The 23,368-nt window shown below is 73.1% G+C and carries 23 protein-coding genes and 1 riboswitch; of the genes, 9 read left to right on the top strand and 14 right to left on the bottom strand.

The window, feature by feature from the left end; genetic code table 11:
- Positions 1 to 13: 13 nt before the first annotated feature.
- Genes J7462_RS05535 through pdhA form a run of 3 tightly spaced genes read right to left on the bottom strand, consistent with a single transcriptional unit; the run spans position 14 to position 3,716 of the window.
- Positions 14 to 1,504 carry a dihydrolipoamide acetyltransferase family protein gene (locus tag J7462_RS05535; protein WP_219462390.1) on the bottom strand — a complete coding sequence of 497 codons (1,491 nt, stop codon included), beginning with the start codon at positions 1,502 to 1,504 and terminating at the stop codon, positions 14 to 16.
- The gene (locus J7462_RS05540) at positions 1,501 to 2,517 is read right to left on the bottom strand and encodes an alpha-ketoacid dehydrogenase subunit beta (RefSeq protein ID WP_219462392.1); all 1,017 of its coding nucleotides are present in this window, start codon (positions 2,515 to 2,517) and stop codon (positions 1,501 to 1,503) included. The genes J7462_RS05535 and J7462_RS05540 overlap by 4 nt, the downstream gene beginning before the upstream one ends.
- A complete protein-coding gene (gene pdhA / locus J7462_RS05545) occupies positions 2,517 to 3,716 on the bottom strand; it encodes a pyruvate dehydrogenase (acetyl-transferring) E1 component subunit alpha (protein ID WP_219470002.1) in 1,200 nt (399 codons plus the stop codon). Before pdhA ends, J7462_RS05540 begins: the two co-directional genes overlap by 1 nt.
- Positions 3,717 to 3,788: 72 nt before the next feature.
- Here pdhA and J7462_RS05550 point away from each other — a divergent pair, with 72 nt between their 5' ends.
- Positions 3,789 to 4,295: an Lrp/AsnC family transcriptional regulator gene (locus tag J7462_RS05550; RefSeq protein WP_219462394.1), complete on the top strand. Its 507-nt coding sequence runs from the start codon at positions 3,789 to 3,791 to the stop codon at positions 4,293 to 4,295.
- A gap of 21 nt (positions 4,296 to 4,316) precedes the next feature.
- On the opposite strand, the gene J7462_RS05555 is transcribed toward J7462_RS05550, so the two are convergent.
- Both J7462_RS05555 and J7462_RS05560 read right to left on the bottom strand, forming a co-directional pair.
- Positions 4,317 to 5,288 carry a DNA polymerase domain-containing protein gene (locus J7462_RS05555; RefSeq protein WP_219462397.1) on the bottom strand — a complete coding sequence of 324 codons (972 nt, stop codon included), beginning with the start codon at positions 5,286 to 5,288 and terminating at the stop codon, positions 4,317 to 4,319.
- Between the two features lie 68 nt (positions 5,289 to 5,356).
- A complete protein-coding gene (locus J7462_RS05560; protein WP_204922898.1) occupies positions 5,357 to 5,593 on the bottom strand; it encodes a winged helix-turn-helix domain-containing protein in 237 nt (78 codons plus the stop codon).
- 187 nt (positions 5,594 to 5,780) lie between these two features.
- On the opposite strand from J7462_RS05560, the gene J7462_RS05565 reads away from it, so the two are divergent.
- The gene (locus J7462_RS05565; protein ID WP_219462398.1) at positions 5,781 to 5,975 is read left to right on the top strand and encodes a hypothetical protein; all 195 of its coding nucleotides are present in this window, start codon (positions 5,781 to 5,783) and stop codon (positions 5,973 to 5,975) included.
- A 10-nt stretch (positions 5,976 to 5,985) separates the two neighbouring features.
- Positions 5,986 to 6,606 carry an L-threonylcarbamoyladenylate synthase gene (locus J7462_RS05570; RefSeq protein WP_219462400.1) on the top strand — a complete coding sequence of 207 codons (621 nt, stop codon included), beginning with the start codon at positions 5,986 to 5,988 and terminating at the stop codon, positions 6,604 to 6,606.
- Here J7462_RS05570 and J7462_RS05575 read toward each other — a convergent pair.
- Positions 6,523 to 7,146 carry a hypothetical protein gene (locus J7462_RS05575; protein WP_219462402.1) on the bottom strand — a complete coding sequence of 208 codons (624 nt, stop codon included), beginning with the start codon at positions 7,144 to 7,146 and terminating at the stop codon, positions 6,523 to 6,525. The two genes, J7462_RS05570 and J7462_RS05575, sit on opposite strands and share 84 nt — an antisense overlap.
- 301 nt (positions 7,147 to 7,447) lie before the next feature.
- Between J7462_RS05575 and J7462_RS05580 the strand changes: the two genes are divergently transcribed.
- Positions 7,448 to 7,948, top strand: coding sequence for a hemerythrin domain-containing protein (locus tag J7462_RS05580; protein WP_219462405.1), 501 nt, complete (start codon positions 7,448 to 7,450; stop codon positions 7,946 to 7,948).
- Between the two features lie 105 nt (positions 7,949 to 8,053).
- Here the strand turns inward: J7462_RS05580 and J7462_RS05585 are convergent, their stop codons facing one another.
- The gene (locus J7462_RS05585; protein ID WP_219462407.1) at positions 8,054 to 8,491 is read right to left on the bottom strand and encodes a helix-turn-helix domain-containing protein; all 438 of its coding nucleotides are present in this window, start codon (positions 8,489 to 8,491) and stop codon (positions 8,054 to 8,056) included.
- A 117-nt stretch (positions 8,492 to 8,608) separates the two neighbouring features.
- On the opposite strand from J7462_RS05585, the gene J7462_RS05590 reads away from it, so the two are divergent.
- On the top strand, positions 8,609 to 9,424 hold the full coding sequence (locus tag J7462_RS05590; protein WP_219462410.1) for an SDR family NAD(P)-dependent oxidoreductase: 816 nt from the start codon (positions 8,609 to 8,611) through the stop codon (positions 9,422 to 9,424).
- 9 nt (positions 9,425 to 9,433) lie between these two features.
- Here the strand turns inward: J7462_RS05590 and J7462_RS05595 are convergent, their stop codons facing one another.
- Positions 9,434 to 10,303, bottom strand: coding sequence for a metallophosphoesterase (locus tag J7462_RS05595; RefSeq protein WP_219462412.1), 870 nt, complete (start codon positions 10,301 to 10,303; stop codon positions 9,434 to 9,436).
- A gap of 181 nt (positions 10,304 to 10,484) precedes the next feature.
- A riboswitch (ZMP/ZTP riboswitch) is annotated at positions 10,485 to 10,574 on the top strand.
- Positions 10,575 to 10,592: 18 nt separating this feature from the next.
- On the opposite strand from J7462_RS05595, the gene J7462_RS05600 reads away from it, so the two are divergent.
- Positions 10,593 to 12,029 carry a glycine hydroxymethyltransferase gene (locus J7462_RS05600; protein ID WP_219462414.1) on the top strand — a complete coding sequence of 479 codons (1,437 nt, stop codon included), beginning with the start codon at positions 10,593 to 10,595 and terminating at the stop codon, positions 12,027 to 12,029.
- A gap of 349 nt (positions 12,030 to 12,378) precedes the next feature.
- On the opposite strand, the gene J7462_RS05605 is transcribed toward J7462_RS05600, so the two are convergent.
- The 6 genes from J7462_RS05605 to J7462_RS05630 form a co-directional block, all read right to left on the bottom strand.
- Positions 12,379 to 12,630, bottom strand: a complete 252-nt coding sequence (locus tag J7462_RS05605) for a hypothetical protein (RefSeq protein ID WP_089003913.1) — start codon at positions 12,628 to 12,630, stop codon at positions 12,379 to 12,381.
- Between the two features lie 115 nt (positions 12,631 to 12,745).
- On the bottom strand, positions 12,746 to 14,053 hold the full coding sequence (locus J7462_RS05610; RefSeq protein ID WP_255597594.1) for a PLP-dependent aminotransferase family protein: 1,308 nt from the start codon (positions 14,051 to 14,053) through the stop codon (positions 12,746 to 12,748).
- Positions 14,054 to 14,057: 4 nt separating this feature from the next.
- Positions 14,058 to 15,125, bottom strand: a complete 1,068-nt coding sequence (locus J7462_RS05615) for an alpha-hydroxy acid oxidase (RefSeq protein ID WP_219470006.1) — start codon at positions 15,123 to 15,125, stop codon at positions 14,058 to 14,060.
- Between the two features lie 161 nt (positions 15,126 to 15,286).
- Positions 15,287 to 16,336: an alpha/beta hydrolase gene (locus J7462_RS05620; RefSeq protein ID WP_219462415.1), complete on the bottom strand. Its 1,050-nt coding sequence runs from the start codon at positions 16,334 to 16,336 to the stop codon at positions 15,287 to 15,289.
- 11 nt (positions 16,337 to 16,347) lie between these two features.
- Positions 16,348 to 17,565 (bottom strand): cytochrome P450, encoded by a 1,218-nt coding sequence (locus J7462_RS05625; protein WP_374197502.1) that lies wholly within the window; start codon positions 17,563 to 17,565, stop codon positions 16,348 to 16,350.
- A 64-nt stretch (positions 17,566 to 17,629) separates the two neighbouring features.
- A complete protein-coding gene (locus J7462_RS05630; RefSeq protein ID WP_219470008.1) occupies positions 17,630 to 18,913 on the bottom strand; it encodes an SGNH/GDSL hydrolase family protein in 1,284 nt (427 codons plus the stop codon).
- A gap of 356 nt (positions 18,914 to 19,269) precedes the next feature.
- Between J7462_RS05630 and J7462_RS05635 the strand changes: the two genes are divergently transcribed.
- The 3 genes from J7462_RS05635 to J7462_RS05645 all read left to right on the top strand — a co-directional run bounded on the left by J7462_RS05635 (position 19,270) and on the right by J7462_RS05645 (position 23,250).
- Entirely contained in the window at positions 19,270 to 20,886 is a 1,617-nt protein-coding gene (locus J7462_RS05635; protein WP_219462417.1) for a class I adenylate-forming enzyme family protein, read from the top strand.
- Between the two features lie 293 nt (positions 20,887 to 21,179).
- Complete coding sequence (locus J7462_RS05640; protein WP_219470013.1) at positions 21,180 to 22,385, top strand: MFS transporter; 1,206 nt, start codon at positions 21,180 to 21,182, stop codon at positions 22,383 to 22,385.
- A gap of 181 nt (positions 22,386 to 22,566) precedes the next feature.
- Positions 22,567 to 23,250 carry an SGNH/GDSL hydrolase family protein gene (locus J7462_RS05645; RefSeq protein ID WP_208566500.1) on the top strand — a complete coding sequence of 228 codons (684 nt, stop codon included), beginning with the start codon at positions 22,567 to 22,569 and terminating at the stop codon, positions 23,248 to 23,250.
- The last annotated feature ends 118 nt before the right edge of the window (positions 23,251 to 23,368 follow it).

Consider the following 23,368-nt stretch of genomic DNA (forward strand, 5'->3'; position numbering starts at 1 on the left):
CCGGGCGTACCGCTCAGACGTTCGCCACCAGCAACGCCGGCTGTTCGACGCAGTCGGCGACGTGCCGCAGGAAGCCACCGGCCACGCCACCGTCGCAGACCCGGTGGTCGAAGGTGAGGCTGAGCTGGGTCACCTTGCGGACGGCCAGCTGCCCGTCGACCACCCACGGCTTGTCCACGATCCGCCCCACCCCGAGCAGCGCCGCCTCCGGGTGGTTGATGATCGGGGTGGAACCGTCCACCCCGAACACGCCGTAGTTGTTGAGGGTGAAGGTGCCGCCGGTGAGCCGGGCCGGCGACAGGGTGCCGGCGCGGGCGGCGGCGGTGGTCTCGGCCAGCGCGGCGGCCAACTCCCTGGTGGTCAGCCGCTGGGCGTCGCGTAGCACCGGGACGAGCAGGCCCCGGTCGGTCTGCGCGGCGATGCCCAGGTGCACCCCGGCCGACTGGACGATGCGCTGCCCCTCGGTGTCGACGTGCGCATTGAGCTGCGGGAACCGCCGCAGTCCACTGAGGCAGATCCGGGCCAGTAGGGCCAGCACGCTGACCGGGGCGTCCGGGGTGGCCGCGTTGATCGCCGCCCGGGTGGTCAGCAACGCGGTGGCGTCCGCGTCCACCCAGATGGTGACCTCGGGAATCTCCCGACGGCTGCGGGAAAGCTTGTCGGCGATCACCCGGCGGATGCCGGTCAGCGGGATGACCACGTCGGACGCGTCGGCGGGGGCCGGCCCGACGTGTGCCGCCGGGGCCGGGTCCGCGACGGCGGCGGGCCGGTCCGGGTCGCCGGTGTGCCGCTGCGGCGCGGTGGTCAGGGCGGCCTCCACGTCGCTGCGGCGGATCACGCCGCCGGGGCCGGTGCCCCGCAGCCCGGCCAGGTCGACCCCGTGCTCGCGGGCGAGCCGGCGCACGATCGGCGAGATGACCAGGGGGGCCGTCCCGCCGGCCGGCGCGGTGCCGCCTCCGGCCGGCGGGACGACGCCGTCGGTGGACACCCCGGTGGCCGGGGTGTCCGTCCCCGCGCCGGCCGGGACCCTCGGCGCGGACGACGGGCCGACGGTGCCAACGGGGACGGGCCCGACGGCCGGCTCCGCGGCGGGCGCGGCGGCCGGCTCCGGGGCCAGGGTCAGCCGGGGGCGTCGCCGCCGCCGGGTGCCGCCGTGGCCGGTGCCGTACCCGATCAGGACGTTGCCGGAGCCGGCCCGTTCCTCCTCGCGGTAGGTGGCGTGCCCGGCGGGCTCGTCGCCGCCGTCGGCCGGCGCGACGGTGATCAGCGGCTGACCGACCGGGCGCGTCTCACCGGCCGCGCCGTGCAGGGCGACCACCCGCCCGGCGTACGGGCAGGGCACGTCGACCACGGCCTTGGCGGTCTCCACCTCCACCACGCTCTGGTCCACGGTGACCACGTCACCGACGGCGACCTTCCACTCGACGATCTCGGCCTCGCTCAGCCCCTCACCGAGGTCGGGCAGGAGGAAGACCCGGGTGCCGGTGGCGGTACGGGCGCTCACGCCGCGCTCCCCTGGGCCAGCCAGCGCGGATCGGGCCGGTCGTCCCACTGCAGGCGGGCCACGGTGTCGAGGACCCGGTCCACCCCGGGCAGGTGGGTGTGCTCCAGCATCGGCGCCGGGTAGGGGATGTCCAGCCCGGCGACCCGCAGCACCGGGGCGTGCAGGGCGTGGAAGCAGCGCTCCTGCACCCGGGCGGCGATCTCCGCGCCGACCCCGGCGAAGCCCTGCGCCTCGGTGATCACCACGCACCTGCCGGTACGGCGCACCGAGGCGGTGACGGTGGCGTCGTCGAACGGCACGATGGTGCGTACGTCGACGACCTCCAGGTCCCAGCCGTCCTCCCGGGCGGCTTCGGCGGCCTCCAGCGCCACCGGCACCGCCGGGCCGTACGCGACCAGGGTGGCGTCGGTGCCGGGACGGCGCACCACGGCTCGGCCGAACGGGGCGGTACGGGCGGGCAGTTCAGCCTCGCCGCTGGCGAAGTAGAGCTTCTTCGGCTCCAGGAACACCACCGGGTCCGGATCGGCGATCGCCTCCCGCAGCAGCGAGTACGCGTCCTCCACCGTCGCCGGGGTGACCACCTTCAGGCCGGGGGTGTGCGCGTAGTACGCCTCGGACGAGTCGCAGTGGTGCTCCACCCCACCGATGCCACCGGCGTACGGCACCCGGATGACCATCGGCACGCTCAACGCGCCCCGGGTGCGGTTGCGCAGCTTCGCCACGTGCGAGGCGATCTGCTCGAACGCCGGGTAGGCGAACGCGTCGAACTGCATCTCCACCACCGGCCGCAGCCCGGACATGGCCAGGCCGACGGCGAAGCCGACGATGCCGGCCTCGGCGAGCGGGGTGTCGAAGCAGCGCTTGTCACCGAACCGGGCCTGCAACCCGTCGGTGATCCGGAAGACCCCGCCGAGCTGTCCCACGTCCTCGCCGAAGACGAGCACCCGCTCGTCGTCGAGCATCGCGTCGGCCAGCGCGGCGTTGAGCGCCTTCGCCATGGTCATGGTGGCCATCAGGCGTCCCCCTCCGCGTCGGCGGCCAGCTCGGCCCGGACCATCTCGCGCTGCTCGACCAGTTGCGGGGTCGGTTCGGCGTAGACGTGCTCGAACAGGCTCAGCGGGTCGACGGTCGGCTGGGCGTGCATCCGGTCCCGCAGGTCGGCGGCGTACGCCTCGGCCTCGGCGGCGATCTGTGCGACCACCGCGTCGTCCAGCTCGCCCCGGCTGCGCAGGTACGCCTCCAGCCGGGCCACCGGGTCGCGGTCCCGCCACGCCTCGACCTCGTCGGGGTCCCGGTAGCGGCTGGCGTCGTCGGCGTTGGTGTGCGCCTCCATCCGGTAGGTGTGCGCCTCCACCAGGTACGGCCCGTGCCCGGCGCGGGCGTGCGCCACCGCCCGGGTGAGCACCGCCAGGACGGCGACGGGGTCGTTGCCGTCGACCTGCTCGCTGGGCACCCCGTAGCCGACGCCCTTGTAGGCCAGGCTCGGCGCGGCCGTCTGCCGGGACAGCGGCACGCTGATCGCGTACTTGTTGTTCTGCACGAAGTAGACGACCGGGGCCTTGAACACGGCGGCGAAGTTGAGCCCCTCGTGGAAGTCGCCCTCACTGGTCGCGCCGTCGCCGATGAAGGCCAGCGCGACCGTGTCCCGCCCCTGGTAGGACTCGCCGTAGGCCAGGCCGGCGGCGTGCACGCACTGGGTCGCCAGCGGGGTGCACTGCGGCGCGGTGTGCACCACCGTCGGGTCGTACCCGCAGTGCCAGTCGCCGCGCAGCAGGGTGAGCACCTCGACCGGGTCGATGCCCCGGGCGGTCAGCGCCATCGACTCCCGGTAGGTGGGGAACACCCAGTCGTCGTCGCGCAGCGCCAGCACCGCGCCGACCTGGCACGCCTCCTGGCCGCGCGAGGACGGGTAGACGGCGAGCCGGCCCTGCTTGGTCAGGGCGGTGGACTGTGCGTCGAAGCGCCGGCCGACGACCATCCGCCGGTACATCTCGCGCAGCGTCTCGACCGGCGGTTCGGGCAGGTCGGCGCGGGGCGGCAACGGGGTGCCGTCGGGGTCGAGCAACCGGACCGGCGCGGTCTGCGGGAGCAGGCCGGCGGTGGGGTCGGGGGCGACCGGGGTGGCCGGTCGACGGGTACGCGGGGATGCCCTGCGGACCGCCTGGGGTGTGGTCGTCACGGCGGGGACCTCCTGGACGTGTGGTGGCCCTATGCTCCATCCGTTGGATGATTGACTCAACATTCCCGGTGAACGCGGGACGATTGGCCTACCGAGGAGTATCTGATGAGCCAGCAGACCACCCCGCCGCCGGGCCCACCGGGCGCAACGGGACGTTCGGTCACGCCGCTGGACGAGGTGGACCGACGGGTCCTCGACGAACTCACCCGGGACGGCCGGCTGTCCATGCGCACCCTCGCCGAACGGGTGCACGTGTCGCGCACCAACGCGTACGCCCGGGTGGAGCGGCTGCTGCGCGACGGGGTGATCACCGGGTTCCGGGCCCGGGTGGCACCCGAGCCGGCCGGGCTGGGCACCTCGGCGTACATCTCGTTGACCATCCAGCAGAACACCTGGCGGGAGGTGTCGGCGGAGCTGGCCCGGGTGCGCTACATCGAGCACGTGGCGCTGCTCAGCGGGGAACACGACGTGTTGGCGCTGGTCCGCGCGCCGGACAACGCCACCCTGCGGGACGTGGTGCTCAGCCGGGTGCAGGGCATCGCCGGGGTGCTGTCCACCCGCACCTGGCTGGTCTTCGACGAGTTCGACGGGGCCGGCAGCCCCTGGGCCTGAGTGACGGCCCGGCGCGGTTGGTCAGCGTTCGGGTGGGGCGGCCAGGCCGGCGCGGTCGGCCAGGGCCAGCAGCGGCTCCAGGGAGTAGCGGTCGCCGTCCAGGCCGGCGTGCGGGTCGCCGCGCTCGGCGAACCGGGCCGGCATGGTCAGCACGTCGAAGTCCTCCGGGCGGGCGTCGTCCAGCTCCGCCCAGTCCAGCGGGGCCGACACCAGCGCCGCCGGGGTGGGCCGGATCGAGTACGCCGACGTGACGGTGTGGTCGCGGGCCATCTGGTTGTAGTCGATGAAGACCGGCCGGTCCCGCTGCTCGCGCCACCAGGTGGTGGTGACCAGGTCGGGCAGCCGACGCCCCAACTCGTGGCCCAGGGCGAGCACCGCGCGTCGGCACTCGCCGAAGCTCCACCGGGGCTCGATGGACAGATAGACGTGCAGGCCGCGCCCGCCCGTGGTCTTGGGGTAGCCGACCATGCCCAGCTCGGCGAGGAAGGCCCGGACCTCGTGCGCCACCGGCACCACCTGGTCGAAGCCGACCCCCGGCATCGGGTCCAGGTCGATCCGGAGCTGATCGGGGCGCTCCACGTCGGCCGCCGTCACCGGCCAGGGATGGAACCGCAGGGTGCCGAGGTTGGCCGCCCAGATCACCACCGCCAGCTCGCCCGGCGCGACCTCGTCGGCGGTACGGCCGCTGGGGAAGGTGAGGTGTGCGGTGCGCACCCAGTCGGGAGCGCCGGCCGGGAGCCGTTTCTGATAGAAGGCGTCACCCCGGTTGTCCTGCCGGGTGCCGATCTTCGCCCCCTCGAACACGCCGCGCGGCCAGCGCTCCAGCATCGTCGGCCGGTCCCGCAGGGCACGCAGGATGCCGTCGCCGACGGCGAGGAAGTAGCCGACCACGTCCCGCTTGGTCAGCCCGCGCTCGGGAAAGTAGGGCTTGTCGGGGCTGGAGACGCGGACCAGCCGCTCCCCCACCTGGATCTCCTCGGCCGCCGTCGCCACGCTCACACGGTAACGGCCACCCCCGACACCCGGAGCCGGCTCACCGGATCGCAGCGATACGCGGAGGGCTACGCCTCGGGTTGCCCGACGTAGGTGCCGCGCTGCGGCACGGTGTAGACCAGCCCACGCTCGCGAAGCTCCGCGACGGCACGCCGGGCGGTCCCCCGGGCCACCCCGAACTCCTGCACGATCGCCGCTTCGCTCGGAATCGGTCGATGCGCCGCGAGGTCACCGTTGCTGATCCGACCAGCCAAGATGTTTGCCACCTGGCGGTAGACCGGCACCGGGCCGTCTGGATCGATCATGGCAAGAAACTAATCGAGCCAAGACGAGGCAGGTTCTTTAGCTACGTCCCTAGACGTTCATGCTTGTACACCACTACCGTAAGTGGCAGCTCGTGACGATCAGTCATCTGGGCTGCCGGTAGCGGTCCGGGTACCTGATCGGGGATCGGTGCCCGGATCTGCCCGTACCCGGAGGGGTCCCATGCCGATGGACGACGGACCGGTCACGCCCGCCCTGGTCATCTGGACCGCGCAGCGGGTGGTGGCGCAGCACCACGAGGCACCGGACGGGCCGCCACCCCTGCGCCGTTGCTTCCAGTGCCGCGACGGCGGCTGCCACATGCTGACCTGGGCGCGCGACGTGCTCCGGGCTCACCGGCGACCGCCGCCACTCCCCCACTAGGCTCGCCGCCATGGCGATCTATCTCGACGTACACCCGGAGAACCCGCAGCCACGGACGATCGCCCGGGTGGTCGACCTGCTGCGCGGCGACGGCCTGATCGCCTATCCGACCGACTCGTGCTTCGCGCTCGGCTGCCAGCTGGGCAACCGGGACGGCCTCGACCGGATCCGGGAGATCCGGCACCTGGACAGCAAGCACCACTTCACCCTGGTGTGCCGGGACTTCGCGCAGCTCGGCCAGTTCGTGCACATCAACAACGCGGTGTTCCGGTCGCTGAAGGCGGCCACCCCGGGCAGCTACACCTTCATCCTGCCCGCGACCAAGGAGGTGCCGCGCCGGCTGCTGCACCCCAGGAAGAAGACCGTCGGGGTACGCATCCCCGACCATCCGGTCGCGCAGGCGCTGCTGGCGGCGCTGGGTGAACCGTTGGTGTCGAGCACCCTGCTGCTGCCCGGCGAGACGGAACCGATGACCCAGGGCTGGGAAATCAAGGAACGGCTCGACCACGCGATCGACGCGGTGATCGACTCCGGCGAGTGCGGCACCCTACCCACCACCGTGGTCGACTTCTCCGCCGACGAGCCGGAGATCGTCCGCTACGGCGCGGGCGACCCGACCCGCTTCGAGTAGGCCCGCCGGGTCAGGAACCGGGTTCCACGGGCGGCAGCGGCAACGGCTCGACCACCGGGTCGACGCCGTGGGTGGAGTGCGCGGGTGCCGGGCGGGCCGGCCCGGGGTCCGGCGGTGCCGGCGACCCGCGCCCACCGGCCCGGCCCGCCGGGCCACCTCGCAGGTGACCAGGTGGATCGGGGCCGGTGGCACGGCGAACCGCCCCGGACCCCAGCGCACCCAGAGGGCGACCCGGCCGGCGTCGGCCTCCGCCGCGAGCTTCTCCCAGGTACGCCGCCGGTCGGTGTGGTCAACCTCGACGACCACCGGCGGGCCGTCGCGGCGGGCACACGCCACGTCCACTACCGAGTGGCGGTCCGTCATCGGCGGCGGCAGCGGCAGCACGCTCGCCGCCCGACGGTATGAGCGCCAGCCCTGCTCGGCGGCCCAGACCAGCACGGCGTCGATGATCAGCGCGGTCACCTCGTCGGTGCCCAGGTCGACGAACTCCAGCCCGGCCAGCCGCCCGGTGAGTGATGCCGCCAGCCGTTCGCCGTCCACCCGGGCAGGATATCGACTCACCGATCACGGTCCACCTCCACCCAGACCCGGCGGGGACCGGGCGGGCCGCCGGGCGGAGGACTCCGGTCGACCGCACCGACCGTGCGCCCGGGATCCGGCTCGCGGCCGGTCAGGTGGTGCTGTTCGGCCGGATCGGGTTCCTCGCCCGCGACCTGCTCGACGAGATACCGCACACCGTCGCCACCGTCTGAGGTTGCCGGACATTCGTCGACCGCGATCCGTTTCCGCAGCTCACCCAGGGGTACCGGGATGGCCGTCAGCCGATCAAGGAGGTCTGCCGGTGTCCACCGACGCCATCGTCCTGCTCAAAGAGGACCACAAGGAGATGCGCCGCCTCTTCCGCGAGTTCGAAAAGGCGCAGGAGGGACCGGCCAGTCGCCGCCGCAAGGTGGTCGACGAGATCGTGGCAGCCCTCACCACCCACACCTACCTCGAGAACGAGGTGATGTACCCGCAGGTCCGCAAGCTCCTGCCGGACCTGGAGGACGACATCCTGGAGTCGTACGAGGAGCACCACGTCGCCGACGTGCTCTGCGCCGAACTGGCCGCGATGGACGCCTCCGACGACCACTTCGTCGCCAAGACCACGGTGCTGATCGAGAACGTCGAGCACCACGTCGAGGAGGAGGAGCAGGAGTGGTTCCCCAAGGTGCGGGAGGCGCTCGGCCGCAACCAGCTCCAGGAGATCGGCGAGCGGATGATCGCGCTGCGCCCGGACGCGCCCCGCTCGCCCAGTGACCCGAAGGCGATCAAGAGCGCCCGGCACGCCACCACCGCCTGACCCGACCGGCAACACCCGCACCGGAGTACGTCAAGGGGCCCGACCGGCTGGTCGGGCCCCGCTCGGTCCCGCCGGGGCGGTCAGCGAGGGCCCGCGTGGGTCCGGTCAGAGACCCGTGCGGTGCGGCAGGGACGACGCGGGGACGGTGGCCCGGTGCCGGGCGGCGGCCAGCTCGGGCCCGTGGCGGACCGCCCAGTCGGCGAGGCCGGACAGCGGACCGAGCAGGCTCTGCCCGAGCGGCGTGAGGCAATACTCGACGCTGGGCGGGACGGTGGGATGGACGTCCCGCAGCACCAGGCCGGCCCCCTCCAGGCCCCGCAGCGTGCGGGTCAGCATCCGCTGGCTGATGCCGTCGATGGTGCGGTGCAGCTCGTTGAACCGGTACGGCCGGCGGCCCAGCAGGGTCAGCACCAGCATCGACCACTTGTCGCTGAGTAGCCGCAGCACCTCGGTGACCGGGCAGTGCTCGTACTCGTCGGCCGGCACGGGCGTCGGCAGGACCGCCGCCACCAGGGAACGAACCTCCGTGTGCGGTACGGACATGAAAGTGCCTTCTTCCCTCGGTCGCCGAGCCCGAAGAGGATTGTGCCGTCCGCGATCCACGGTCGACGTCCGGTGCCTGACGGGGGCCACCGGCCGGCAGCAGCAGGGAGGGGCGGCATGCGCGTCACGGTCATCAGCGGCGGCACCGACGGCATGGGCCGGGCGACGCTCGAAGCCCGGATCCGCCGTGGCGACGAGGTCGTCGCCATCGGCAGCAACCCGGCGAAGGGGCAGGCCGTGCGGGCGCTCTCCGGCCGGGTGCACTTCCTCCGGGCGGATCTGCGCTCGGTGGCGGAGACCCGCAGGGTCGTCGACACCATCAGGCGACGGTGGCCGAAGGTGGACGCCCTGGCACTGTTCGCCAACCGGCCGGTACCCCGGCGGGTGGTCACCGACGAGGGCCTGGAGCAGACCTTCGCGCTCTACTACCTGAGCCGTTACCTGCTCAGTCACGGTCTACGCGACCAACTGGACGCCGCCGAACAGCCGGTGATCGTCAACGTCGCGGGGGTCGGCATCACCCGGGGATCGATCCACTGGGACGACCTCCAGCTCACCCGGAAGTACGGCATGGTCGACGCACAGTTGCAGGCCGGCCGGGCGAACGACCTGCTCGGGGTGGACTTCGCGGCGCGGTCCGGCTCGCGGGCACGGTATGTGCTCTACCACCCCGGCTTCACCCGCAGCGGCGACCTGTCCACCATGCCGGCGGCGATCCGTGGGGTGATCCGGGCGGCGTCGGTCGTCGCAAGGCCGGTCGGGAAGTCGATCCGCCCCGTCGTGGCGTGGATCGACAACCCACCGTCGGATGCCCTGACCGCCAACGACCGGGGCAGACCCGTTCCGCTGTCGACCACGACGCTCGACCCGGCCGCCGCCCGCCGCCTCGGCACGATGACCGACTCGCTGGTCACCCGCCTCGACGCCGGCTGAGCCGGTGGTTCACCAGAGGGTCACCGGTGCGCCCGTCGGCGCGGGCAGGATCTGCCGTACCCGGCCGGGGGCCACACTGCGCTGCCGCCACTCCCGGGGATAACCCACCGAGACCTCCTCGAACCGCACCCCGTCCTTCCAGGTGGTACGCGGAATGTGCAGGTGCCCGTAGACCACCGTGGTGGCGGCGAACCGGCGGTGCCAGTCGGCGGTGGCCTCCGTCCCGCACCACTGGGCAAAGATCGGATAGCGCAGCACCTCGGTCGGGTGGCGGTCCAACGGCCAGTGGTTGACCAGCACGGTGGGCAGCTCCGGGTCCCGGGCCGCCAACCGGCGGGCGGTCTCCTCCAGCCGGGCCGCACACCACTCCTGCCGGCTCGGATACGGGTCGGGATGCAGCAGGAACTCGTCGGTGCAGACGATCCCCGTCCGGTACGCCTCGGCCAGCGCGGCCTCCCGGGTGTCGAACCCCGGCGGTCGCCAGCTGTAGTCGTAGAGCAGGAACAGCGGGGCGACCAGCGCCGGACCGCCCGGCCCCCGCCACACCCGGTAGTCGTCCTCCGGGGTGACCACACCCAACTCCCGGCACCGTCGCACCAGCAGGTCGTAGCGGTCCACCCCGCGCAGGGTCACCGGGTCGGCCGGCGGGGTCCACAGCTCGTGGTTGCCGGGTGCCCAGATGACGGTGTCGAAGCGTTCGGCGAGCGTGCCGAGCGCCCACTCGATGTCGGCCACGGTGTCCGCCACGTCACCGGCGACGATCAGCCAGTCCCGTGGCGAGGTGGGCCGCAGCGCCTCGACCAGGGCACGATTCTCCGCGTACCCGATGTGCAGATCGCTGATCGCGACCAGACTGCCCTCGGTGTCCTCCCCCAGCATCCGCCGATCGTACGCAGCCGACCGCCCGGCGTGGGGCCACCGCAACGGCCACCGCAACGGCGGTGGCCGGCCGACCGAGCCGGTACCGGGGCACCGGAGCTCCGCACGATCGGAGAACCCGGCCGGCTGCCCGGCACCGGCAGGTACGCACGGGCAGCCCGAACGGCACCCGGTAGGATCATCGGTGGGCCGTGACTGGCGCGTGGGGATGGAGCACCATCGGGAAGCGGCCCCGTCATGAGGACGCACGCCGAGCGCCTGGGCCTTCCGCACGTCACCTGGAGGTCGCATGTCGCGCAACGCCGAATCCACCGCTTTCCTCAGCGCGCTCGAGGTGATCCGGGCGGTCGAACCCCGGGTGGCCGACGCGATCGGCGCGGAGCTGACCGACCAGCGTGAGTCGCTGAAGCTGATCGCCAGCGAGAACTACGCCTCCCCGGCGACCCTGCTCACCATGGGCAACTGGTTCAGCGACAAGTACGCCGAGGGCACCGTCGGCCGTCGCTTCTACGCCGGCTGCCAGAACGTCGACACCGTCGAAGCGCTCGCCGCCGAACACGCCAAGGCGCTGTTCGGGGCCTCCCACGCCTACGTGCAGCCGCACTCCGGCATCGACGCCAACCTGGTCGCCTTCTGGGCGATCCTGGCCGACCGGGTCGAGTCCCCCGCCCTCAAGAAGGCCCAGGTACGCCAGGTCAACGACCTGACCGAGGCGGACTGGTTCGCGCTGCGCCGCGAGCTGGGCAACCAGCGGATGCTGGGCATGTCGCTGGACGCCGGCGGGCACCTCACCCACGGTTTCCGACCCAACATCTCCGGCAAAATGTTCGACCAGCGCAGCTACGGCACCGACCCGGCCACCGGCCTGATCGACTATGACCGGGTCGCCGAGGCCGCCCGGGAGTTCAAGCCGCTGATCCTGGTCGCCGGCTACTCGGCGTACCCCCGGAAGGTGAACTTCCGGATCATGCGGGAGATCGCCGACTCGGTCGGGGCCACCTTCATGGTCGACATGGCGCACTTCGCCGGCCTGGTCGCCGGCAAGGTCTTCACCGGCGACTTCGACCCGGTGCCGCACGCGCACATCGTCACCACCACCACCCACAAGTCGCTGCGCGGGCCGCGCGGCGGCATGGTGCTCTGCGGCCCGGAGCTGGCCGACCAGGTCGACCGGGGCTGCCCGATGGTGCTCGGCGGTCCGCTGCCGCACGTGATGGCGGCCAAGGCGGTCGCGCTGGCCGAGGCACGCCGGCCCGACTTCGCCGACTACGCCCAGCGGATCGTCGACAACGCCCAGGCCCTCGCCGAAGGGCTGCTGCGCCGGGGCACCACCCTGGTCACCGGCGGCACCGACAACCACCTGGTGCTGCTCGACGTATCCGGCTACGGTCTCACCGGCCGGCAGGCCGAGCAGGCGCTGCTCGACTCGGGCATCGTGACCAACCGCAACGCCGTCCCGCAGGACCGCAACGGCGCCTGGTACACCTCCGGCATCCGGATCGGCACCCCGGCGCTGACCACCCGGGGTCTGGGCACCGCCGAGATGGACGTCACCGCCGAGCTGATCCACACCGTGCTCAGCCAGACCACGCCGGGCGCCAACGCCGACGGCACCCCGTCCAAGGCCAAGTACGTCCTCGACCCGGCGGTCGCCGACAAGATCAGCAAGCAGGCCACCGACCTCCTCGCCGCCCACCCCCTCTACCCCACCATCAACCTGGGCTGACTGTAAGCCCGGCCCGGCCCCGCCATTCCGGCACCCCGCCCCGCCCCGCTCCCTCCCGGTGATCAAGAGGTTTAGGTCACGAAAGCCCTCATCAGTGACCCAAACCTCTTGATCACCGACCCTCACCACCGTGCCGGCCCCACCACCGTGCCGACCCCGACCAGGGACAGCCGGAGGATGGGGTGAGGCCGGGTTGGGCTGCTGGGGTGATCAAGAGGTTTAGGTCAGGAAAGGTGGTTCTGGTGACCAAAACCTCTTGATCAACCGGGAGACCGGGGGCGGAGGCGGGGGCGGGGCGGGGGCGGGGCGGGGAGAGATCGGGGCGGGGACGGGCGGGCAGGGGTGGGGGTCAGGGGAGGGGGCGCTTGAGGTGGTAGCGGTGGACTTCGGTGCTGCCCTGGATGTTGTTGACGTCCTCGGCGGCGGAGACCAACTCCCAGCCCTCCCGACCGACCCGGTTGAGGTGGGCGATGGCGGTGTCGCCGTAGGCCGTGACGTCGGTGCGTGAGCCGTCCGGGCCGTACCAGACGAACGAGACGTGGAACTGGCGTCCCTGCCCCTGGTAGCGGCGGACCAACAGGGCGTACTCCCAAGCGATCATGCGTCCATTATGGCCACCGGCCCATCCGTCGCACAGCACGGGAGGTGGCGGTTCGATGACACGCGGTGCCGGTCGGCGCGGTGACCGGGTCGGCCGGAGCACGGCAACCGCGCGGTCAGCGGAGGCCGGTCAGTTCGTCGGTGATCAGGGCGGCCAACCGGTCCAGCCCGAGGTCGATCTGCTCCGGGGTGACGGCGCTGACCGACAGTCGCAGCGCGTCGACCGGGCGGCCGTCGTCGTAGAAGTGCGCCATCGGCGTCCAGAGCACACCGTACCGCTGCGCGGAGCGCCGCAGCAGCGCGTCGTCGACCGGGAACGGCACGGTGACCACCACGAAGAAGCCACCGGCCGGCGCGTTCCAGCGCACCGGCGAGCCGGCCGGGAAACGTCGCCGCAGGCCGGCCAGCAGGTGGTCCCGGTTGCGGGTGTACGCCGCCCGTTCCCGCCGGTTCGCGGTCACCAGTGAGCAGGCGTGCTCCAGCAACGCCCCGCCGATCACGGCCTGGGCCAGCGGCGACGTGTTCACCGAGACCATGCTCTTGATCTTGGCGAGCTGGTCGGCGAACAACCCCACCGCACCGTCGAGCCCGCCGACCCGCTGGTCGGCCACCAGATAGCCGATCCGGGCCCCGGGGAGCACCGTCTTGGCGAACGAGCCGAGGTAGACCACCCGGCGTCGGGTGTCGAGCGCCTTGAGCGTCGGCACCCGGTCGGCGTCCCCGGCCGGGAAGAGGCCGTACGGGTTGTCCTCGATCAGCAGCAGGTCCTCCTCGACGGCCAGGCCGAGCAACCGCCGCCGGTCGGCCACCGGGATGCTGGTGCCGGACGGGTTGGCGAAGTCGGGCATCACGTAGCAGGCCCGGGGCCGCAACCCCTCGTCGCGCGCCCGACGCACCTGGGCCCGCAGGTCGGCCAGGTCGATTCCGGTCGGGCCGGCGGCGACCGGGCGCACCGGCAGGTCCACCAGCCGGGCCGCGCCGGTCAGCCCCACGTACGTCGGGGCGACGGCGAGCAGCACGTCGGTCGGGCCGGCCCGTAACGCCCGCAGCACCAGCAGCATCGCCTCCTGGCAGCCGACGGTCACCACCACCGCCTCGTCGTCGACGTGGACGTCCTCGTCGACGGCGAGGTTGCGGGCGATCAGATGGTGGATGATCCCCTTGGTCCGGCCGTACTGGAACAGGGTGCGGCGGACCTGGTCGGGGCTCTGCCCGAGGTCGTCGGCGAGGTGCCGGCGGAACCGGTCCAGCCAGCGGCCCGGCGCGTCGTCGTCGAAGAACTCCTCGTAGGGTCGCCCGGCGGCCAGCGACACCGCGTCGGGCCAGTGCTGGGAGACCTCGTTGAGGAAGTTCATCGAGTTCAGCGCCGGGTCGTCGACCGCCGGGTGCAGGGTCGCCAGGTCCAGGTCCACCAGATGCTCCAACGGGTCAGCCTCCGGTCAGGGTACGCAGCCGCCGGGCCTGCCCCGGGTCGGCGCAGCCGGTCAGGGTCAGCGCGTCGCGCAACTCGACGGCGAGCAGGTCGAGGGCGGCCCGCGCGCCGGCCCGGCCACCGGCCGCGAGCGCCCACAGCATCGGGCGGCCGAGCAGCACCCCGGTCGCGCCGAGGGCGAGCGCGCGCAGCACGTCCGTGCCGGACCGTACCCCGCTGTCCAACAGCACCTCGATCCGCTCGCCGACGGCCGCGACCACCTCGGGCAGCATGGTGGCGGTGGCCGGTGCACCGTCGAGCTGCCGGCCACCGTGGTTGGAGACCACCACGGCGTCCACGCCGACGTCGGCGGCGCGGACCGCGTCACGCGGGTCGAGGATCCCCTTGACCAGCAGCGGCAGCCGGGTGCGCTCCCGCAGCCAGGCCAGGTCCGCCCAGGTCAGCGCGGGGGCGAAGGCGGCTTCGGTGTGCGCGGCGATGGCGGACACCCCGGGCGTGCCGGTGTGGGCCAGGTCGTCGCGGCCGGCAGGCAGGTTGGCGGCGGTCACCTCCGGCGGCAACGCGAAGCCGTTACGCACGTCGCGCAGCCGCCGGCCGAGCGCCGGCACGTCGACGGTGACCATCAGCGCGGCACAGCCGGCAGCCTGTGCCCGGTCGAGCAGATCGGCGACCAGGCCCCGGTCGCGTAGCCAGTAGAGCTGGAACCAGACGGGCCCGTCGGTGGCGGCGACGACCTGTTCGATCGGGGTGCTGCTCAACGTGCTCAGCACGTAGGGCACCCCCGCTGCGCCGGCCGCCGCCGCGAGCGCCGGTTCGCCGTCGGGATGCAGCAACCGTTGGTACGCCATCGGCGCGACCGCCACCGGCATCGCCTGTTCCCGCCCGAGCAGCACCGTGTCGGTGCGGGGCCGCTCCACCCCGGTCAGCACCCGGGGTAGCACGGCGACCCGGTCCAGGGCGGCCCGGTTGGCGGTGAGGGTGGTCTCGACGCCGCTGCCCCCGTCGACGAAGTCCCAGACCCCGGTTGGAAGGGTCGCCCGGGCCAGGTCGGCGAAGTCCGCCAGACTGACCGGCGGCCGGTCCGCCTGGCCGGCCCACCCGGCGGTGGCTGACCCGGCACCGACCGACCCGACGGACTCCGACCCGGCACCGGCCGAGCCGACGAGTGCCGAGCCGACGGAATCCGACCCGGCGGTGGCCGACCCGGCGGTGCGGGGGTGCTCCGTCACCGAGCGTCCCCGACCGTGGCGGTGGCCGGGGTGTCCGCTGCCGGGGTGGGCAGCCCGAAGACCTCCCGGAGGAAGGCGGCGGCCTCGTCCTGGGCACGCCGACCGGCGTCGAAGACACCGGGCATGGCGAAGAAGCCGTGGATCATGCCGGAGTAGCGGGTGGCCCGCACCGGCACGCCGGCCTCGCGCAGCCGCTGCGCGTACCGCTCCCCCTCGTCGCACAGCGGGTCGTGTTCGGCGGTGACCACCAGGGCCGGCGGCAGGCCGGACAGGTCGTCGGCGAGCAACGGCGAGGCCAGCGGGTCGGCCGCGTCCGCCGGGTCGGCCAGGTAGTGACCCCGGTACCAGTCGACGGAGTGCTTGTTGAACAGCAGCGGGTCCTGCTCGTCGGCGGCGGCCCGGGGTTCGGCGTCGGTTGCCGGGTCGACGGCGGTTGCCGGGTCGGTGCCCCGGCCGGGACGCGGGCGGTCGGCCCGCTGGTCGGTGTTCGGATAGACCAGCAGCTGCCCGGCCAGCCGGGGGCCGCCCTCGGCGCGGGCCAGCAGGGTCACCGCCGCCGCCAGGTTGCCACCGGCGCTGTCCCCGCCCACGACCAGTCGCTCCGGGTCCACCCCGAGGTCGGCGGCGTGCTCGGCCAGCCAACGGGTGGCGGCGTGGCAGTCCAGCACCGCCGCCGGGAACGGGTGCTCCGGGGCCAGCCGGTACCCGACCGTCACCACCTGGCAGGGAGTGGCGTTGGCCAGCCGGCGGCAGATCCCGTCGGCGGTCTCCACACTGCCCAGCGTCCAACCACCACCGAAGAAGTAGACCAGGGTGGGCAGCGGGCCGTCGCCGGCCGGCCGGTGCACCCGGACCCGCAGGTCCCCGGCGGGGCCGGGCACGGTCGTGTCGCGTACCTCGTGGACCGGCTCGACGTCGCCGCCGCCGGCCCGGATCGCGGCGAGGTCGGCGGCGCGGGCCTCGGCGAGGGTCTGGGTGTACAGCGGTGGGGTGCCGGCGGCGGCCCGCGCGGCCCGGTAGGCCACCACCTGGGGATCGAGGGACATGGGATCGGCTCCTATCCGCCGGTGGTGACGAAGAGCTTGTCGATGCCGCGCAGGAACAGGCTCCCGCTGTAGTCGGGCCGCTGGCTGACCGCGAGCCCGGGGAACCGGGCGAACAGCCGGGGCAGGCCGATGCGGCCCTCCAGGCGGGACACGGCCGCGCCGAGGCAGAAGTGCGGGCCGACGCCGAAAGCCAGCGACGGGGGGCCCTCGCGGCGCGGGTCGAACCGGTCCGGCTCGGGAAACCGGCGCGGGTCCCGGTTGGCCCCGGCGATGATCAGCAGCACGTTCTCGTCCCGGGCGACCGGCACGCCGCCCAGCACGGTGTCCCGGGGCGCGGCGCGGGCCAGGAAGTGCACCGGGCTCTGCAGCCGCAGCACCTCGTCCACGCAGCCCTGCGCCAGGGTCTCGTCACCCGGCAGCGCGGCCACGGTCTCCGGGTGGGCCAGCAGCACCGGCAGGCCGTTGCTGAACATGTAGACGGTGGTGACGAAGCTGGCGTTGAACAGCACGATCAGGTTGCTGATCAACTCCTCCTCGGTCAGGTCGACCTCACCGGAGTCCAGCGCCTCGACCAGCCCGGAGATCAGGTCCTCGCCCGGCTGGCGACGACGGTGCACGATCAGGTCCCGGTAGAGCGCCCGCAGCTCCTCGGCAGCCTGGTTGGCCAACGCCAGCCGCTCCGGGGTCTTGCCCGCCACGTCGAGAAACTCGTCGATCCAGTCGACCCGCTGCCGGTACCAGGCCAGCTCGCTCTCGGGCAGGCCGATGAACTCGGCCATCACCAGCGCCGGCACCGGGTAGGCGAAGTCCGCGACGAAGTCGACCTCGGAGCCGTCCGCGCCGGCGTCGGCCATCCGGTCCAGCAGGGTGTCGACCACCCGGACGATCACCGGTTCCAGCGCGCCGAGCCGGCGCGGGGTGAACGTACGGGAGAACACACCCCGCATCCGCCCGTGGTCGGGGGCGTTGACGAACATCATCGACGACTGGAAGGTCCGCAGGATCTCCTCGTCCTGCCAGCCCGGTGGGGCCTGCTTGTACCACTCCGGGTCGCGCAGCACCTGGTCGACCAGGTCGTAGCCGACGGCCACCGCGCTGACCGTACTGTGCTCCGGGCGGTTCGGGATGACGCTGATCGGCCCGTGCTCGTGCAGGGCCGCATACCACGGATAGGGGTCCTGCCGGCCGGCCTCGCTGTAGAGACCGGTCAGGATCTTGTCGACGTCCACGATGGTGCTTCCTCCCCAGGAATGACCGGGGGGCGACGGGGTCACCCCCGCCGCCCCACCGGTGTCACAGACCGAGCAGTCGAAGTGGTACGGCGTCCGCCAACGCCTGGTTGCCGGCGTCGTTCGGGTGGATGTGGTCACCGGCGTCGTACGCGGGCAGCAGCCGGCTCGGCTGGGCCGGGTCACGCAGCACCGCGTCGAAGTCGAGCAGCCCGTCGAACTCGGCCGCACCCGGGCCCCGCAGCCAGGTGTTCACCGCCTGCCGGGTGGCGTCCTTCTCCGGCGTCCACACCCCCGGGTTGCCGTGCCCCTCGTACGGGGTGAGGGTGACGGCGAGGCTGCGCAGGCCGCGCGCCTTGGCCTGCTTGTTGATCTGCCGCAGCGAGGCGATGATCCGGTCGGCGGAGTCGTCGGACATCCAGATGTCGTTGATGCCGAGGTGGGTCACCAGGGTCTTCACGCCGGTCTGCGGGAAGACGTCCTCGTTGAGCCGGGCCAACGCGTTCGGACCCAGCTCGTAGTAGCCGGGGAAACCGCCCGCGCCGGGCTCGGTGCCCTCGTGGTTGAGCCGGTTGCCGGCCAGGCTCAGGTTGAGCACCCCCGGGGTACGCACCTCGGGACGGGCGGCGACCAGCCGCCCGGCGAGCAGCTCCGGCCAGCGCTTGTTGGCGTTGACGGTGCTGCCGTTGGCGTCCCCGATCGAGTCGCTGAGCACCACCACCGCACCGGGGTTAGCCGGACGCAGCACGTCGATGCCGGACAGGAACATCCAGCAGCAGTCCGGACGGATGGTGAAGCCGGCGCCGTCGGCGGCGGTGGTCAGGTCGTTCGCCCCGATGAAGGTGGTGACCTTGGACTGGCCGTGGAAGGTGACCGGCCCGGTGAGCACCGGGAAGTGCAGGGTGACGACTAGGTCCTCCTGCTCGGCCACCTGGTAGGTCAGCGGGTCGCTGAGCAGCTCGGCACCCTTGTTCATGGTCGCCGAGGTGGCACCGCCGAACTTCAGCTCCCGCAGGGTGCCGGGGACGATGTCCGACCGGTCGGTGACGGTGGTCTTGTCGGGACGGGCGACGGTGGCGTGCCCGACCTGCACCGCCTGCTCGCCGTAGAGGTTGCTCAGCCGGACCCGCAGCCGCTCCCCGCCCACGGTGGTGCGCACGGTCATCCGGATGCTCTGGTTGTTCAGGCCGGTGTTGGTCAGCCCGGCGGTGTTGCCACGGGTGACCGCCGCGGCCCACGTACCCGCCCACTGCGGCCGGGCGGCTGCCTCGCCGCCGGCGTCGGACGGTCCGGCGCTGGCCACCACCGCCGGGGCGCTCACGACCAGCAACACGGCCGCGGACGCTATGACCTGCCATCTCTTCGGGGTCGACATTGAACCTCCATGTTGGGCCGCCCAGGGCCGGCGCCCATTGACGGCACCGCCCGGACGATGGTCCAGAAACCTAGCGGCGACGTCTGACAGGCGTCAATCAACCCGATAGACATGATCAAAAGTCCATGATGGCCGGTCACTCGCCGTTCGGCTCTGTCCCCCGGCGACACCGTCGGCCTAGGCTCGCTAGCGGCGGCGGTGCGGTCGCCCACTTCCCGCACCCCGTCGCGGGCCGGGCTCTGAACTGCTCGGACGCCATCCCGGCCGGTCGCCACGGCGGGTCCCACCGGGCCGCCGACGACCCGCCGCATCGACCTGGGGGCTGTGCGATGACCGACGGGGCCGACCGATCCACCACCTACGTACACGACGCGCTGGAGTTGTTCGCCGGGTTCGGCGACCGGGAGGCGCTGGTCGGCGACGGCCGGCGGCTGACCTACCCGCAGGTCGCCGCCGAGGTACGCGGGCTGGCGCACGCCCTCACCCGCCACGGGGTACGCCCCGGCGCGGCGGTGCTGGTGATGCTCGGCAACGCCGTGGAGGGCCCGCTGCTCCAACTCGCCCTGCACCTGCTCGGCTGCCGGACGATGTGGATCGCCCCGGTCACCTCCCGGCGGGAGATCGACGAGTTCGTCCGGCTGGCCCGCCCCGACGTGTTCGTGCACCACGCGTACGCCCCGGACGGGCTGGGTGACCAGATCGCCGCGTCGCTGCCCGGGGTGCCGGTGCTGCGACTGGGCATCGAGCTGACCGCCACCACCCCGCCGGCGGACCCGGACCCCGCCACCACCCCGCAGGTCGGCGTGGGCCTGAGCGCCGACGACCCGTCGGTCGGCCTACCGGCCGGGGTGCCCGTGCCGGAGTCGTTCCTGCAGACCAGTGGCACCACCGGCACCCCCAAGCTGGTGCACCACCGGGAGAGCTTCTACCGGCAGGTGCTGGCGCTGGCGGCCGACTTCCGGGCCGCCGGCTTCCCCCTGCTGCGGCACCTGTCGCACTCCCCGATGTGGCTGGCCAGCGGGCAGATCACCACCCTGTTCAACCTGTTCACCGGCGGCGTGCTCTTCCTGCGCCAGCAGTGGGACCCGGCCGCCTTCATCGCCACCGTGGACGCCGAGCGGCTCACCTCCACCTTCGTCACCCCGCCGATGCTCTACGAGGTGCTCGACCATCCGGCCCTGCCCGGCGCGGACTTCTCCGCCATGTTCATGTTCAACGTGGGTGCCGGGCCGGCCGCGCCCGCCCGGCTGCGCCAGGCCATCGCCCGGTTCGGCCCGTGCCTACGCATCGTGTACGGCCTCAGCGAGGCGGTGGTGATCTGCGCCCAGCCCGGCCTGACCGAGGACCCGGCGCACCCGGAGCGGCTCGGTTCCTGCGGCCGGCCCTACGGGGACGTCACCGTGGAGATCCGCGACGCCGACGGGCAGGCGCTGCCGGCCGGCACGGACGGCGAGGTGTGGGTGCGGACGAAACTGAGCTTCCACGGCTACCACGGTCAACCCGAACTGACCGCCGAGACGCTCGTCGACGGCTGGGTACGCACCCGCGACATCGGCCACCTCGACGACGACGGGTTCCTCTACCTGGTCGACCGGTTGCAGGACCGCATCCTCACCCGCCAGCGCAGCTGGCCGATCTACTCCCGGCCGATCGAGGACGTCCTCGCCGGGCATCCGCAGGTACGCGCGGCGGCGGTGATCGGGGTGCCCGACCCGGTCGCCGGGGAGCTGCCGTACGCGTACGTGGTGCGGACGCCGGGGGCGACGGTGACCGGGGCGGAGCTGATCGACCTGGTCACCGCCGAACTGAGCGACACCTGGGCGCCGGGTGCGGTGGAGTTCGTCGACGCGCTGCCCCTGAACCGGTCGGCGAAGGTGGACAAGCGGGCGCTGCGCGAGCGGTACACCACCGGCGCTCCCGCCGATCCGGTCGGCAGCCCGTCGTGACCGCCGACGCCGACACCGGCCCCCGTACGGCCACCCACGCCGACGGCGACCCGGCCGACGGCGACCCCCGTACGGCCACCGACGCCGACGGCTACCCGGCCGACGGCGACGCCGTCGGGGCTCCCGGCGGGGCGTCGGGCCTGCGGGCGGGAGCCGACCCGACCGGTCCCGGACCGGCCGCCGGTGAGGAACACACCGGAGCGGGTGGCGCCCAGGCGGGTAAGGCCGGGGCGGGCGACACCGGGTCACTCGCCGCGCCGCCGGGCCCCGAGCGGCGGGCCGCCCGGCGGGAACTGGTCACCCTGGTCGCCGCCGACCTGATCTCCAACCTGGGCAGCCGGATCTCGGTGATCGCGATCCCCTGGCTGGTGCTCACCACCACCGGCAGCCCGGCCAAGATGGGCATCGTCGCGGCGGCGGAGTTCCTGCCGTACATGCTGTCGAGTTCGTTGGCCACGCCGTGGGCGGACCGGTTCGGGGTACGACGTACCTCCATCACGGTGGACGCGGCGAGCGCGGCCGTGATCGCGGTGGTGGCGCTGGCCCCGTGGCTCGGCTTCGGGGCGCTCGTCGCCCTCGTCGCGGTGGCCGGCGGACTGCGCGGCATCGGCGACCGGGTCAAGCACGTGATGTTCCGGCCGGCCGCGCAGCGTGCCGGGGTGGAGCTGATCCGGCTCACCTCCGCCTACGACGGGCTGGCCCGCGGGGTGGCGCTGTTCGGCACGGTCATCGGCGGTCTGCTCATCGACTGGGTGGGGGTGACCCGGGCGATCTGGATCGACGCGGGCACCTTCGCGGTCTGTGCGCTGCTGGTCGGGGTGCTGGTACGCCCACCCGCCAGCGACGCGCCCGCCGCACCCCGGGAGGGCTACTTCCAGGCCCTGCGCACCGGATTCGGCTACCTGCGCACCGACCGGGTGCTGCTGACCATGCTGGTGGTGGTCTCCACGCTGAACATGTTCGCCGCCGCCAACACCGCCGTCTGGGTGCCGCTGTGGGTCCGCGACGAGTTCGGCGACCCGGCCGGGTTCGGCCTGGTGCTCGGGGTGTTCGGCGGTGGCGCGCTGCTCGGCAACGTGGTCTTCACGATGCTCGGCCCCCGGCTGCCCCGGACCCTGATCTTCGCGGCCGGGGCGGCGTTGAGCGGTGCGCCCCGGCTGCTGGTGCTGGCGCTGACCGACCACCTGGTGGTGGTGCTGGTGGTGACGTTCCTGTCCGGGATCGGCATCGCGGCGGTCAACCCGCTGCTCGGTGCGGCCCTCTACGAACGGGTGCCGGACGCGTTGCAGACCCGGGTGCTGGGGATCTCCGGCTCGCTGGCGTTCGTCGGACTGCCGGTGGGGGCGCTGCTCGGCGGCTGGTCGGTGGCGGCCCTCGGGCTGCGGCCGGCGCTGCTGGTGATGGCGGTGGTGTGCGCGGTGCTGACCGTCGCGCCGCTGGTCGCCGGGCCACTGCGGATGGGACGGTCCACCCCCGCACCACCCACCGTCAAGGCCTGACCCGGGCCCAGAGGTGTACGGCGTCGAGGGCCGATCCGGGGGCCGGGTGACCGCCGTCGAGGGCCGACCCGGGGGCCAGGTGACCGGCGTCGACGCGAGTCGGCGCACCGGGACGACCATCAGGCGATCCGCCCGGTCGCAGTGATCGACCACGCCGGTACGGTCGGCTAGATTGCCGGCCATGTCATCGATGTTGACCGAGGCCACCGATCCGTACTGCCTGCGTGAGGGGGAGAGTGCCGCGCTGCTGCGCGACCATCCGTGGCACCGGTTCGTGGTGCTCGGCGACAGCGTCGCGGAGGGCATGTGTGAGCCGGTCGAGGGGTACCCGGACGTGCAGTGGGCCGACCGGATCGCGGCCGAACTGGCGGCGGTACGCCCCGCGTTGGCGTACCTCAACCTGGGTCGGCGCGGGCTGCGGGCGCAACAGGTCCGGGCGGGCCAGCTGGACCGGGCGCTGGCCTTCTCCCCCGACCTGGCGCTGGTGGTCTGCGGCGGCAACGACGCCTTCCGCACGGCGTTCGACCCGGACGCGGTCGACACCGAGCTGACCGCGATCGTCGGCGCGCTGCGCGACGCCGGGGCCGACGTGATCACGGTGGGCATGTTCGACGTGTCGCACAGCCCGGCGGTCCCGGCGGCGCTGCGGCCCGGCCTCGGTGCCCGGATGCGGCTGCTCTCCTCGCGTACCGGCCGGCTCGCCGACCGGCTGGGCGCGCTGCACGTGAACCTGACCGACCACCCGGCCGGCACCGACCCCTCGATGTACAGCAGCGACGGACGGCACGGCAGCGCCCGCAGCGACGCCATCGCCGCCGCCGAAACCATCCGCCGCCTCGCCACCCACCTCGGCACCCACCCCTGACACCCCACCGCCCGCCGAAGCTCAACCAGCCCGCCGGGCCCAACCGGCCCGCCGGGCCCAACCGGCCCGCCGGGGTCGATCAAGAGGTTTACGTCATCCGAAGCCGCTATCCCGCCCC

This window comes from Micromonospora sp. RL09-050-HVF-A, assembly GCF_019374995.1.
Classification (GTDB): domain Bacteria; phylum Actinomycetota; class Actinomycetes; order Mycobacteriales; family Micromonosporaceae; genus Micromonospora; species Micromonospora antibiotica.